Raw genomic sequence first — 13,171 nt, forward strand, 5'->3', positions numbered from 1 at the left:
CCACCGGGGTGCCCACGCCCATGAGGTAACGAGGGCGGTCTGCGGGGAGCAGCGCGGCGGTCAGCTCACAGACGTCTTCGCGTTCGTTTTTTTCCTCACCGACGGCGAGGCCGCCGATGGCGAAACCGTCGAAGTCGAGCTGCATGAGGCCAGCGGCGCTCTCGCGACGGAGCTGCGGATACAGCGCCCCCTGCACGATGCCAAACATGGACTGCGGCGAGTCCTCACGCGCGGCGAGACTGCGCACGGCCCAGCGCTGCGTCACCTGCAGGGCGGCGCGCGCGGTTTTCTCATCGGCCGTGGAAGGGATGCACTGGTCCAGCACCATCATGATGTCGCTGCCGATGGCGCGCTGCGTTTGAATGCTGAGCTCCGGGCTGAGCAGGATGCGCTGGCCATCGACGTAACTTTGAAACACGGCCCCCTTCTCCGTCATGGAGCGTGAGTGCGGCAGCGAGAAGATCTGATAACCACCGGAATCCGTGAGCACGGAGCCGGGCCAGTTCATGAAGCGATGGATGCCGCCGAGCTTCGTGAAGACATCCGGGCCCGGACGCAGCAGCAGGTGGTAAGTGTTGGCCAGCAGGATCTGCGAGCCGGAGGCGTGCAGGGACTCCTGCGTCTGCGCCTTCACCGTAGCCTGCGTGCCCACGGGCATGAACAACGGCGACTGAATGGTGCCGTGCAGCGTGTGAAACGTGGTGGCCCGCGCATGCGAATCGCTGGCCTGGGCATCGAGCTGAAACTGGAGACGGGAGGGAGACACGCGATTACTTCTCCGCCATCATGGCCCGCAGGCCGGAGAAGAAATTGGTGTTTTCCTCCTGCGTCGTGGTTTCGTTCATGTGCTTGGTGTAGTCGAGTTCTTCCACGTACTTGCGGTCGAGCTCCTTGAGGAAGGTGCTGGGCATGTTGCTCTGCTTCTTGCCCCACTTCATGCGCGTGCGGGTGTGGCTCAGTGTCAGCTTCTTCTTCGCACGCGTGATGCCCACGTAGAAGAGGCGGCGCTCTTCATCCACGCGGCCTTCATCAAAGCTGCGTTTGTGCGGCAGGATCCCCTGCTCCATCCCCGGCAGATACACGACCGGAAATTCGAGTCCCTTGGAGGCGTGCATGGTGATCAAGCACACGCCCTTTTTCTTTTCGATGTCGTCCTTTTCCTCACGCTCATCATTGAGGCTGACTTCATCCAGGAAACCCGCGAGACCACTGGCGCGGTCGCGTTCGGCATGACTGGTCATGCTTTTGTACAGCTCATTGATGCCGTTCTCCCAGCCGGCGAAATCTTCCGGCTCCTTGGCGGCTTTTTTGAGATGCTCCATGTAGCCGGTCTCAAGAATCAGGGCCTGCGTCATGTCCACCAGGTTGGTTCCGGGGGTGCTGGCCGGGCCTGAGTATTTGACGATGAGCGCAGTGAAAAGGCGGATGGCATTGCGCCCCTTCTCGGGGATCTGGCGCAGGAATTCCTCGTCGCACAGCGCCACCCAGATGCTGTGGTGCTTCTCCATACTGCGCTCACGCGCAAGCTCTGCGGTGGCGCTGCCGATGCCGCGCGTGGGCGTGTTTAAAATGCGCAGCAGCGCCATGTCATCGTGCGGATTGTGCAGCACGCTGAGGTAGCTCACAATGTCCTTCACCTCACGCCGGTCAAAGAAGCTGCGCGCACCCACCACACGGTAGGCGATCTTGCGCTGGCGGAAGGCCTGCTCCAGCACGCGCGACTGATCATTGGTGCGGAAGAGCACGGCGAATTCTTCCAGCGGCTGCTTGTTCGCGAAGTGAGCGGTTTCCACTTCCTTCGCAATCATGTCCGCCTCCTCCTTGTCATCCTCGTTGGCAATGAGGCGGACGAGATCGCTGCCTTGATTGCGGCTCCACAGGGACTTGGGACGGCGGCCAATGTTGTTTTTGATGAGGCTGTTTGCCGTGTGCAGGATGGGCGTGGTGCTGCGGTAATTTTCCTCCAGTTTCACCACATGGGGATTGGGGAAGAAGTTTTCGAACTCGGTGATGTTGGTGATCTCCGCACCGCGCCAGCCGTAGATGGACTGGTCGTCATCTCCCACCACGCAGACGTTGTACGGCGCGGGCACCAAGGCACGCAGCAGGCGCATCTGGAGGGAGTTGGTGTCCTGGAATTCATCCACCATGACGTAGTGGTGGCGGCTCTGCACCGTGGCACGCACATCGGCATGCTCTTCGAGCAGACGCACGCCGAGGATGATGAGGTCATCAAAGTCCATGACATTCAGCCCGCGCATCTCGTCCATGTACTTTTCCATGACGGCGGCATCGAGGCTTTCCTTCGGGTCTCCCAAACCCTCACCGGCGTTCTTGGCCTTGCTGATGCGCGAAAGCGCCATGCTGGGGTCCAGCGTCTCGTCCTTCACCAGCAGGGTCTGCAGCACGCGCTTGATCAGCGTCTCCTGCTCGCCCTGGCTGTAGATGGCGAAGTTGTTCTTGTAGCCCACGTGCTCCGCAAACTCGCGCAGCAGGCGAACGCAGAACGCATGGAAGGTGCCTACCACGACCTTCTTACCAAGGCCGTCGCGCACCATGCCTTTGATACGCTCGCGCATTTCATTGGCGGCCTTGTTGGTGAAGGTGACCGAAAGGATGTTCTTCGGATTGATGCCCTCGTTCACCATGAAGCTGATGCGCGCGGTGAGCACGCGCGTCTTGCCCGTGCCTGCACCTGCGAGAATGAGCAGCGGACCATTGATGGTGGTGGCGGCCTCGCGCTGCTGCGCATTGAGGGTGCCTGTAAATCCGTGGCTCATGGCGCACCCGCACCTCGCACGGGCAGACCACGTTCACGCCATTCATTCAGCACCTGTGGCAGGAGCTTGTGTTCCTCGACCTTGATCCGCGCATGCAATTTCTCAGCGGTGTCGCCGATGTTTACCGGCACCTTGGCCTGACCGAGAATGCGACCGCCATCAATCTCCGCAGTCACAAGATGCACGGTGCAGCCGGTTTCAAGCTCACCTTCATCAATGGCCAGCTGCGGTGCATTGGCCCCTTTGTACTTCGGCAGCAGCGATGGATGCACATTCACAATGCGACCGGCATACGCACTGATCACCGGCTCTTTGAGAATGCGCATGAATCCCGCGAGCACGACGACGTCAATGCGTGCGCGCTCCAGATGCTCGAAGATTTCCTTCTGCGCCGCATCACTGAGCCGGCGCGGATTGTCACCACCATCGACAAACAGCGCAGGCACGCCGGCGGCGCGGGCGATCTCACGGAAACCGGACTCTGCCTGATCGGTGAGGGCGATGGCGATCTCAGCCTTCAACTTGTGATCCGCGATAGCAGCGATGATGGCGCGGAGATTGGATCCTGCGCCGGAGCCCAGCACGGCGATGCGCAGCAGGCCGCTGTTTTTCGCACCAGCATCACCCGCCTGCATCTTATTAATCGTGCGCGTCGTGGAGCGCCCGGGCACGAGGGGCAGGATGGAAATCTGCGTGCCTGCGGCTTCAAGCGCGTTGCGTTCTTCCCGATTGAGGGACTCCACGGTGTAGTCGCCGCCTTTGGCATACACATGCGGTTTGATGGCTTCGATGAGCGAGGTGGCGCGTTCGTCATCGAACACGACAACGGCATCCACGGCACGCAGCGCAGACATCACTTCCGCACGATCATGCTCGGGATTGAGCGGACGATCCGGGCCTTTGAGCTGGCGCACGGATTGATCTGAATTCAAGGCGACCACCATGGCATCTCCGAGCGCACGGGCCTGCTCAAGGTAGCGCACATGGCCTGCGTGCAGGAGATCGAAGCAGCCATTGGTGAACACCAGTTTTTTTCCCTGCTGATCCAGGGTGTCACGCAGTCGCCGGACATCGGCGATGGTGGCGGGATTGTAGTCATCGGGCATGCTTTGCTATTGGCGCGAAGCGTGGCGGATGCAAGGTGGGAGAGGTTGGAAATTTAAAGGATGGAGAAGCCGGGGTGGAGCGGTGGTGGGGGCGTCAAATTTTCGTTGTTGGTTCGGTGATTTTTTCTTCCTTGATTCCGGGGTGGAGTTTGTGGTGCAAGGACAGCGCAACCAGAGCGAATTTGGAGTGCGGCTGCGCAACCCTGAAAGGGTGGAGCCGCCGCTTTCGAGCGTCTCGTGGTTGGCGTGGGGTGAGGGGCTGGCGGAAGTTCACCGGCTGCCGCTTTCGAATAACTCGTGATATGCGTGAGCCGTGCAGCACGTCGAAAGCGGCAGCTGCGTTCGTTCCTCACTGCGCGACCGCACTCCATATCAAACATGCCCGCGCACCCGTATACCACATTCTACCTTGAGCTACCTAGATGTATCTTTACATGCCATCAAGAAGCCCACCCTCTGAACAAAAAAAGCGGAAGGGATCGCCTTCCGCTTTTTGAGAGATGATGGAGATGAGACTCAGCCCTGCTTGGAAACAACCTTGTCGGCGGTGCTTTCGAGAACGGCGGCGCCGGGATCACGGGTGAGGGGCCAGTAGGCGTCCATGTTGAGCTTGGCGGGCGGGGCCATTTTGAACTGCTCCCCGGCCTTGGTGGCGAAGCCCTGATAGGCAAGCGGCATGAGCGTGATGCAGACGCGCTCCTGATCAAACTTCTGCACGTGCAGCGCGGCGGCAAAGGTGCTCTTCTGATCGAGGATCAGGGAGTCGCCAATCTGATATGGGTCAGCCTTGTCCTTGTTGCCCGGAAGCACGATTTCAATGTCCACGTCCTCGATGTCTGCGGAACGCGCACGCACCACCCAGCCTTCGGTGATGACATCCTTGGCGGTGAGAGGGCGCGCATTGATCACCTGGAAGGAGCCCTTCACATAGAGAGGCTGCTCCTGCTTGTAGTTGCGGATGTAGGACCGCTTGAGGAGATCATTCTTCACGGCAAGCTGCTCGCTGTTGAAGGCATAGAACTCGGCCAGCAGATCACGCGCAGGAAGGAACTTGCCCTGCGGCACGGTGTAGTTGGTGAACTTGCGAAGGGGGTCGAGCTTGTCGAAACGTGCGAGCACGCGGTAATTGAATGGTTTTTCAGGGTGGGCGAACACCATGATGCTGAAGAACCAGCAGAAGGTGGCAAAGCCCATCAGCAAAGTGATGAGAATCGTCCACCAGAAAATGCCGCCGGAGTCTTTCTTCTTGGAAAAGCTCCCGCCACCGTAAGAACGGTACTCATTGCCGTCGCTCAAAAATCGGATTTGCATGACAGTTTTGCGAAAATTTTAGTATTTATAGATCAGGAATGTTCAAATTCTACAATATCGACTGAATTTGAAAAGGAAATTTTGTGAATAAGTTGGCAACAAGATTGCTTCAATAATGGCCAGAGGAATCAATAAATCTAAGTCTTAGATTCAGGTAGTCTGAGGTTCAAAGGAGGTGCCGCACCCACAGCTGCGGGCGGCGTTGGGATTGGTGAGCTTGAAGCCGGCATCCGCCAGGGAGTCGACGTAATCGATCTGGCAGCCGCGCAGGTAGCCGAGGCTGTCGTGATCGATGATAATCGAGACACCATCTTGAGACTGCACTTCGTCGTCGGATTTGGCCTGATCCAGGCCCATGACGTACTGCATGCCAGCGCAGCCGCCCTTCTCCACCCGCAGGCGCAGCCCGGTGCCCGCTTCGGCGTTCTTTTCCGCGATGAGGGATTTGAGATGTTCGATGGCGCTGGAGGTGAGGGAAATCATGGTTGGGCAGGCAATGGCGGTCGTGTGTCTGATGGCCGAGAAGCACGGAGATTGCAAATCCCCATCTGGCATCCAAGATAACATTTCTGGGTTGTGGTACAGGCTACGCCTCCCACCCCGCACTTTATCGAAATACATGGCAAAAATACGCATTCTTCCAGACGCACTCGCCAGCCAGGTGGCGGCAGGGGAGGTCGTGGAGCGGCCGGCCGCTCTGGTGCGTGAGCTGGTGGAGAACAGCCTGGACGCCGGAGCCACCCACATCGAGGTGCATGCCCAGCGCGGCGGCATCGCGATGATTCGCATTGTCGATGATGGAAGCGGGATGGACCGGGAGGACGCCATGCTGTGTCTGGAGCGCCATGCCACCAGCAAGATACGGACCAAGGAGGACCTCGGCGCGATCCACACCTTCGGATTTCGTGGCGAGGCGCTGCCCAGCATCGCCAGCGTATCGCGCTTCCGGCTTGCCACGCGTGAGAAATCGGCGCTGGTGGGCACGGAGATCGAAGTGAATGGCGGCAAGCTGGTGGGGGTGCGCGATCACGGCGGAGCCCCGGGCACGGTCATCGAGGCGCGCTCGCTGTTTTTCAATGTGCCTGCCCGCCGCAAATTCCTGCGCACGGAGAACACGGAATTTGCCCACGTGGAGCAGCAGCTCCGGCTGCATGCCATCGCCAATCCGCAGACGGCCTTCACCCTGACGCACAATGGAGAACTCGTGCTGCACCTGCCGGCCACGCGCGACATGCTGGAACGCATTCGCGGCCTGGTGGGGGACGAGCTGGCCTCCAGGCTGCTGAAGGTCGAGGAAACCACCGTGCAGGGCGTGACCGTTTCCGGCTACATCGGCGGACCGGGCATGAGCCGCTCCAACCGCCAGATGCAGACGACGTATCTGAACGGCCGCCCGATCGAGAGCGCCAGCATCTCCTATGGCCTGCGCGAAGGCTACCACACCGCGCTGATGAAGGGGCAGTATCCGGTCACCTTCCTCTTCATCCAGATGGATCCGCACGCGTTTGATGTGAACGTGCATCCGGCCAAAAAAGAGGTGCGCTTTCATGATGGTCACAGCGTGCGAGATGCCATCTCCCGCTGTGTGAGCCACACGCTGGAGAACGCCGCCAAACTGCCCACGGGTCATGCCCCCGCACGCGCCATGCCCGCCGCCCCTGCGGCAGCGCGAGTGCCTCTGGTGCCCGACAGCCGCCAGGAGCAGTTTGCCATGCCGGTGGCGGTTTCGTCCGCACCGCTGCGTAACATCGCCCCTGCACCGGCAACCACACCCGCATCCCCCCCGCGAACGCAGCCAGCCGCCCCCGCCGTCTCTCATCGCGTGGCAGACGTGCTGGAGAGAATCGCCGCTGGTCGCAGCACTCCCGCCATTGAGCCCCAAGCCCCTGACACAGCGGCCCCTGCAGAAGCCACGGAAGAGGAAAAACCCGAAGCCCCCGCCAAAGCCGAGCCCGTTGAGGCCCCGGAGTACCGCATCATCGGCGTGCTGCAGAAGCTGTATGTGCTGATGGAAGGCAAAGAGGGCCTCGTGCTCATGGACCAGCACGCCGCGCATGAGCGGGTGAACTTCGAGAAATTCCGCCGCGCCATCGAATCCGGCGGCGTGCCCTGCCAGCGGCTGCTGCTGCCCGTCACGCTACAAACCACGCCCCGCGACGCCGATTTGCTGCGGCAGAATCTGCCCTCGCTCAACCGCCTGGGCATCGAGATCGAGCCCTTCGGCCCGAACATTTTCAAGGTGGAAACCCTGCCCTCGTTTTTGAAGACCGACGATCCCGCCGCCTGGCTGGATCAAGTGATCGAGGAACTCAGCAGCCTGAGCACCAAATCCTCCAGCCTGCGCCTGAGCGAGGACGCCATCGCCACCATCGCCTGCCGCGCTTCGGTGAAGAGCAACGACGTGCTCTCCATCCCCGAGATGCAGGCGCTGCTGAAAGACCTCTTCGCCTGCGAGATGCCCTACTGCTGCCCCCATGGCCGCCCCACCCTGGTGCAGATTTCCACCAGCGAACTGGAGCGGAAGTTTGGGCGGAGAGCGCCGGGGTAGCACGCCGCACCACGGAGGTTGGGCGTCTCGCCCGATAGGAATCCCATGCCGTCGGGGAAAAAGCCTGCTGTTCATCGCAGCAAGGACGGCGCACCTTTTTGAGCGCTTGCGACGCGACAGACCCGAAATCACGGACGCGCACAGCGCATCCCTACCAGCCCTGGGTGTGCTGCGCGGATGGTAGGGACGCGTTGTGCGCGTCCGTAGATTCCTTCGTCCCAGCGCCACCTGCCAGCCCAGCCGCCCTCCCCCTTTCCTAAAGCGCACGTCTGGCAGAGCTTGCGCAACCAGACCCGGCCCGCCTTTGAGCCGAAGGCTGGAATCCCCCCCGGACCGGTGTCAGGCCGGAGGCCTGACCTCCGTAGGACAAAGAACGCAAATCTTGTGATAAGACCGCCACCTGCCTGCGTTAAAGGGCCGCATCCTCCATCCCCTGCCCTGTCCATGAATCCTCTCCGCAATGACCTCAGCCGCCGCACGTTTGTCTCCGGTGCCGCCAAAACCTTCCTCGGCGTCAGCACGGCAGCCCACTTCGGCTCCCGCATTCTGGCCGCCCCCGGGCAGGGAGCTTCGCCACTGAAGCAGGCGGCGACGGCGCGCAATGTCATCTATCTGTACATGAACGGTGGCATGAGCCATCTGGACACCTTTGACCCGAAGCCGAAGAAGCCGGACGTCATGGGCCTGACCAAGGTCATCAACACCAACGTGGATGGCATCCGCGTCGCGGGTAACATCCCTCTGATCGCCCGGCAGATGGACAAGCTGGCCGTGATCCGCAGCATGATGACGACACAGGGCGCGCATGAGCAGGGCAACTACTACCAGCACACCAGCTACACGCAGCGCAGCAGCATCCGCCATCCGTCCATGGGGGCGTGGTTGCAGAAGTTTCAGGATCGCGGCAATCCCACCCTGCCGGGCAGCGTGATGATCGGCAACGACAGCCGCCATCCCGGCGCCGGATTCTTTGAGAGCCGCTTTGCGCCGCTGATGATCAACGACCCTGAAAGCGGCATCAACAACGTGAAGACCAACCAGTGGTTCACCGAAGAGCGCTTCAACAGCCGCCTCAGCGTCGCCAAGCAGCTCGACCGCCAGTTTGCGGAAACCTACAACGTCAAAAACGTGCGAGCCTACGCCGACATGTATGACGACGCCCTCAAGATGATGAAGAGCGAGGAGCTCGCCGCCTTTGACCTCAGCGCCGAGCCCGACGCCCTGCGCAACAAATACGGCACCGACCGCTTCGGCCAGGGCTGCCTGCTGGCGCGCCGCTTGGTGGAACACGGCGTGCGCTTTGTCGAAGTCTCCTTTGGCAGCTGGGACACCCACAATGCCAATTTCACCCGCGTCCCTGAATTGTGCGACGAACTGGACTCCGCTCTCAGCACCCTGCTGCAGGATTTGGAATCCCACGGCCTGCTACAAGATACCATGGTGGTGCTGGCCACCGAATTCGGCCGCACGCCCGAGATCAATGCGAACGATGGGCGTGACCACCACGCGCGCGGCTTCTCCTGCCTCATGGCCGGCGGCGGTATTCGCGGCGGCCAGGTCTACGGCGCCACGGATGACTCCGGCCTCGAAGCCGCCGTCAATCCGGTGACCATCCCCGATTTCAACGCCACCATCGCCTACGCCCTCGGCATTCCGCTGGATCAGGTGCTCTACAGCCCGAGCAAGCGGCCATTTACCGTCGCGGACAAGGGCAAACCGATCACGCAGCTTTTCGGCTAACAATGACAAGGAGTGGGACTTGCCAAGTCCCATCTGGAGAGGAACCGGGAAGGCCGCCCGCTCCCTTCACGCGAAGCGCATTAGTGGTTCAGCGTGTGATGGCGGCGCGCTCGTAGTGCGCCAGCGCGGCCCGGACCTTCTGGAGGTCAAAGCGGCAGATGCGCCCGATCTTCACCATGGGGATGATCTTGTCCCGCGCCCAGTTGGCCAGGCAGCGGCGGGAGACATTGAGCCTGAGGGCGAGCTGCTCCGGGGTGATCAGTTCAGCTTCGTCTTGTGGCAGGGTTTCATTTGGGTTCGTATTCATAGCAGTGTGTAGTATTTAGTGGTATTGCGTGGTTAAATGCTGGCATGCGGATGCGCAGAGACCTCAGGAGTGCGGAGCAGATGCGAAGGGCCAGGCTTCTGTTTCAGGAAACGACGGCGGTCCAGGTTTGACCTGGGAACGCCACAGGATGGCGGTGCCGGCTTGCAGGTTGCGCGGGTCAGAGTTCTTCACTGCCGGCGGCGCTGTCCCCCTCAGGCGAACGCGTTCTTCACGACGAAGCACCCAAGGATGAAAGAAGTCTTGGGTCCCGTTTTTGAGATGTCAACGACGTTTGGTGAATTTATGCGGCATGAGGGGGCTTGAGGGGTGTCGGAGGGCCTTGCCTGGGCTTCCAGCGGCGGGTGCGAGAGCCATGCGCAAATTCCTCGTGGGCGCTGGAGGGTTGAAAGCTTCTCGCATACCTCCGGCATGCGCCTCTGATCCGGTGACCTGTCTTCGCTTCGCTGCGGCTCTCCGGGAGCTCCTGCTCCACACTCATTTGGCTCCCGCCTGGTTGTATCTTCGGCGAGCCCCTCGTGGCGGCTGGATTTTGCCCTCTCATTCTCATATGAAGCCCACCGCCCCCAAACCGGAGGCCAAGATGGCCCCTCACCTGCCCAAACTCACTCCCCTGCCCCCGCCATTCAGGCCCACATCTTGCTGCATCGTCAAAAACTACCATTTGAGCGCCCGCTCCGCCCGTGTATGAAGCCTGTCCCCCGGAGATTTCTCGAAACCTTCTTGAAAAATCCTAATTATTAGCAAAACTTAAATAATCTATCCTCATGGACGAACTCACCATTTCTCGCATCATCGGACGCGAAATCATCGACTCACGCGGCAATCCCACTGTTGAAGTGGATGTTTACATCGAAGGCGGAGCCATGGGCCGTGCGGCAGTCCCCTCCGGCGCCAGCACCGGCGAACACGAAGCGCTGGAACTGCGCGACGGCGACAAGAAGCGTTTCTCCGGCAAGGGCGTGCTCAAGGCCGTCGATGCGGTGAACAATGAACTCGCTGACGCCCTCATCGGCGCAGACGCCCTTGACCAGGTCGGCATCGACAACGCGATGCGCGAAGTCGACGGCACGAAGACCAAGGCCAAGTGCGGTGCGAACGCCATCCTCGGCGTCTCCCTCGCCGTGGCCAAGGCCGCTGCCGCCACTCTGGGCCAGCCCCTCTACAAGTACATCGGCGGCCCGAACGCCAAGGTGCTCCCTGTGCCGATGATGAACATCATCAACGGCGGCGCGCATTCCGATGCCCCGATCGACTTCCAGGAATTCATGATCATGCCAAAAGGCGCTCCGACTTTCTCCGAGTCTCTGCGTTACGGCTCCGAAGTCTTCCACGCCCTCAAGAAGATCCTGCACGATCTGGGCCTGAGCACCGCCGTCGGTGACGAAGGTGGCTTTGCCCCGACCCTCAAGAGCGCGGACCACGCCCTCGAAGTCATCGCCCAGGCCGTGGACAAGGCCGGCTACAAGCTCGGTGAAGACATCTTCATCGCCCTCGACGTGGCCTCCTCCGAGTTCTACGACAAGGCGAAGAACAAGTACGTCTTCAAGAAGTCCGACAAGTCCGAGCGCACCGCCGCCGAACTCGTGGCCTACTACGCTGAGCTGAAGAAGAAGTTCCCGATCATCTCCATCGAAGACGGCTGCGCCGAAAACGACTGGGCAGGCTGGGGCGTCATCACCAAGGAACTGGGCTCCAACACCCAGCTCGTGGGCGACGACCTCTTCGTCACCAACGTCGAATTCCTCCAGAAGGGCATCGACCAGGGCGTGGCAAACTCCATCCTCGTGAAGGTGAACCAGATCGGCTCCCTCACCGAGACCCTCGACGCCGTCGAGCTCGCTCACCGTCATGGTTACACCGCCGTCATGAGCCATCGCTCCGGTGAAACCGAAGACTACACCATCGCCGACCTCGCCGTCGCCACAAACTGCGGCCAGATCAAGACCGGCTCCATGAGCCGCAGCGATCGTATCGCCAAGTACAACCAGCTTCTGCGCATCGAGCAGGAACTGGGTGAAAACGCCGTTTTCGGCGGCCGCATGAAAGTCTAAGACTCTATGAACTACCGAGAAGTGCGCGCATCCGAACCCCAGTCCCGCTGGGAAGGCTGGGTGCGCGCATTCCTCAAGGTGGCCCGCTTCGTCCTGCTGCTGCTCATTGTGCCTGTGGTGTATGTCCTCTGCGACAACCCGATCGACACGCAGAACGCGATGCGCGTGAAGCTGGAAATGCTCAAAGGGCAGCGCGATGTGCTGCAAACCGACCGCGACAAGCTCCTGCGCCGCATGGAGTGGATCAAAAACGACAACGCCTACCTCGAAATGGCCGCCCGTGACCGCCTGCACCTGCAGAAGGAAGGCGAGTTTGTGCTGAGGTTTTAAGAAGAGAATGCTGGCGGGACACGCCGCATGGATGAGGTGCCGACGATGACGTGGTGGAGCAAGCAACCCCTGCAGGCAGCATGCCCAGCGGAACCTCGCCGATCAGTGATGGCGGAGCCATCCGAGCCTGTAGCGAGGGGTTGAGCGGAGCGACACCCCTCGAACACGCGCATCACGCCTCATCAAGGCACTTGCATCGCGTAGCGATGCCAGCACGGAGCGTCCTCACAACTCCGCAGCCCCAAACGGCACCTCCCTCCACGCTCCGTCAGTCCAGGTACTTCGGCTCAAAACTCACGCCGGATTTCCGCAACATGATCTCCAATTCCTCCCGAAAACTGCGCGTGCGATGGTGCTCCTCCTGCCCGCGCACATACGCCAGCACCTCAGGCAGCACGGACGCGCTCACCGTGAAGGCCGCGTAGCCGTCCTGCCAGGCGAATTCCGGCACGTGCATCTCCTCATGCACCCAAATGGAGGACGCCTTCTTCAACTCCTGAAGCACCTTCGCGATCATGTGCGTGGGCTTCAGCGACACCACGAGATGAACATGATCCGCCACGCCGCCGACCTCGTGTGAATGCGCGCCCATCCCACGCAGCGTTCCGCCGAGATACTCAAACAAACGCGGGCGCCATTCGCGGGAGATCCACGGCTCGCGGTTCCTCGTGGAGAAAACGATGTGGTAATGCAGGCTGGTGTAGGTGTTTGGCATGACGCGATTCATCATGCCTCGGGTACTCCGGGACTCAACCCCACGCCGCCTCGGGAGGTGCCAGGCGACTGTGAGGCACTCGTGCTGGCATCGCTACGCGATGCGCGTGGATTTGCAGGTGGTGTGTGCGTTGTTCGAGGGGTGTCGCTACGCTCAACCCCTCGCTACAGGCTTTGATGAATCCGCCATCGGCAAGAGGGAGCAGCGTTCCTCACATCGCAACCGCAGTCCATATGGGGCGTGGCCACGCGAGGCCTATTTG

The 13,171-nt window shown here is 60.9% G+C and carries 11 protein-coding genes; 4 read left to right on the plus strand and 7 right to left on the minus strand.

What is annotated here, in order from left to right:
- From WAW39_RS28940 to WAW39_RS28960, 5 genes are all read right to left on the minus strand, one after another.
- Positions 1-766 (minus strand): tRNA guanosine(34) transglycosylase Tgt (locus tag WAW39_RS28940; protein WP_422323018.1); only part of this gene is annotated, 766 nt, incomplete at its 3' end.
- Between the two features lie 4 nt (positions 767-770).
- Positions 771-2,780: an ATP-dependent helicase gene (locus tag WAW39_RS28945; RefSeq protein ID WP_422323020.1), complete on the minus strand. Its 2,010-nt coding sequence runs from the start codon at positions 2,778-2,780 to the stop codon at positions 771-773.
- The gene (purN, locus tag WAW39_RS28950) at positions 2,777-3,886 is read right to left on the minus strand and encodes a phosphoribosylglycinamide formyltransferase (RefSeq protein WP_422323022.1); all 1,110 of its coding nucleotides are present in this window, start codon (positions 3,884-3,886) and stop codon (positions 2,777-2,779) included. Before purN ends, WAW39_RS28945 begins: the two co-directional genes overlap by 4 nt.
- A gap of 516 nt (positions 3,887-4,402) precedes the next feature.
- Complete coding sequence (locus WAW39_RS28955) at positions 4,403-5,197, minus strand: hypothetical protein (protein WP_422323024.1); 795 nt, start codon at positions 5,195-5,197, stop codon at positions 4,403-4,405.
- Positions 5,198-5,347: 150 nt separating this feature from the next.
- Positions 5,348-5,680: a HesB/IscA family protein gene (locus tag WAW39_RS28960; protein ID WP_422323025.1), complete on the minus strand. Its 333-nt coding sequence runs from the start codon at positions 5,678-5,680 to the stop codon at positions 5,348-5,350.
- A gap of 136 nt (positions 5,681-5,816) precedes the next feature.
- On the opposite strand from WAW39_RS28960, the gene mutL reads away from it, so the two are divergent.
- Positions 5,817-7,745, plus strand: a complete 1,929-nt coding sequence (mutL, locus tag WAW39_RS28965) for a DNA mismatch repair endonuclease MutL (protein ID WP_422323026.1) — start codon at positions 5,817-5,819, stop codon at positions 7,743-7,745.
- Positions 7,746-8,189: 444 nt separating this feature from the next.
- Positions 8,190-9,485 carry a DUF1501 domain-containing protein gene (locus WAW39_RS28970; RefSeq protein ID WP_422323028.1) on the plus strand — a complete coding sequence of 432 codons (1,296 nt, stop codon included), beginning with the start codon at positions 8,190-8,192 and terminating at the stop codon, positions 9,483-9,485.
- An 88-nt stretch (positions 9,486-9,573) separates the two neighbouring features.
- Here the strand turns inward: WAW39_RS28970 and WAW39_RS28975 are convergent, their stop codons facing one another.
- Positions 9,574-9,792, minus strand: a complete 219-nt coding sequence (locus WAW39_RS28975) for a helix-turn-helix domain-containing protein (RefSeq protein ID WP_422323030.1) — start codon at positions 9,790-9,792, stop codon at positions 9,574-9,576.
- Positions 9,793-10,577: 785 nt separating this feature from the next.
- Between WAW39_RS28975 and eno the strand changes: the two genes are divergently transcribed.
- Together eno and WAW39_RS28985 are read left to right on the plus strand one after the other, a co-directional pair.
- Positions 10,578-11,864 (plus strand): phosphopyruvate hydratase, encoded by a 1,287-nt coding sequence (gene eno, locus WAW39_RS28980; RefSeq protein WP_422323032.1) that lies wholly within the window; start codon positions 10,578-10,580, stop codon positions 11,862-11,864.
- 6 nt (positions 11,865-11,870) lie between these two features.
- Positions 11,871-12,194: a septum formation initiator family protein gene (locus WAW39_RS28985; protein ID WP_422323034.1), complete on the plus strand. Its 324-nt coding sequence runs from the start codon at positions 11,871-11,873 to the stop codon at positions 12,192-12,194.
- 268 nt (positions 12,195-12,462) lie between these two features.
- Here WAW39_RS28985 and tnpA read toward each other — a convergent pair whose 3' ends face one another.
- Entirely contained in the window at positions 12,463-12,909 is a 447-nt protein-coding gene (gene tnpA, locus WAW39_RS28990; RefSeq protein ID WP_422323036.1) for an IS200/IS605 family transposase, read from the minus strand.
- Between the last annotated feature and the right edge of the window lie 262 nt (positions 12,910-13,171).

Source organism: Prosthecobacter sp. (assembly GCF_049294395.1).
GTDB lineage: Bacteria > Verrucomicrobiota > Verrucomicrobiia > Verrucomicrobiales > Verrucomicrobiaceae > Prosthecobacter.

What these genes read in the sequence shown, in the direction of transcription:
- WAW39_RS28960 (WP_422323025.1), bottom strand. Translation starts at nt 5,680, where the DNA reads ATGATTTCCCTCACCTCCAGCGCCATCGAACATCTCAAATCCCTCATC.
- WAW39_RS28955 (WP_422323024.1), bottom strand. Translation starts at nt 5,197, where the DNA reads ATGCAAATCCGATTTTTGAGCGACGGCAATGAGTACCGTTCTTACGGT.
- WAW39_RS28970 (WP_422323028.1), top strand. Translation starts at nt 8,190, where the DNA reads ATGAATCCTCTCCGCAATGACCTCAGCCGCCGCACGTTTGTCTCCGGT.
- tnpA (WP_422323036.1), bottom strand. Translation starts at nt 12,909, where the DNA reads ATGCCAAACACCTACACCAGCCTGCATTACCACATCGTTTTCTCCACG.
- mutL (WP_422323026.1), top strand. Translation starts at nt 5,817, where the DNA reads ATGGCAAAAATACGCATTCTTCCAGACGCACTCGCCAGCCAGGTGGCG.
- WAW39_RS28945 (WP_422323020.1), bottom strand. Translation starts at nt 2,780, where the DNA reads ATGAGCCACGGATTTACAGGCACCCTCAATGCGCAGCAGCGCGAGGCC.
- WAW39_RS28975 (WP_422323030.1), bottom strand. Translation starts at nt 9,792, where the DNA reads ATGAATACGAACCCAAATGAAACCCTGCCACAAGACGAAGCTGAACTG.
- purN (WP_422323022.1), bottom strand. Translation starts at nt 3,886, where the DNA reads ATGCCCGATGACTACAATCCCGCCACCATCGCCGATGTCCGGCGACTG.
- eno (WP_422323032.1), top strand. Translation starts at nt 10,578, where the DNA reads ATGGACGAACTCACCATTTCTCGCATCATCGGACGCGAAATCATCGAC.
- WAW39_RS28985 (WP_422323034.1), top strand. Translation starts at nt 11,871, where the DNA reads ATGAACTACCGAGAAGTGCGCGCATCCGAACCCCAGTCCCGCTGGGAA.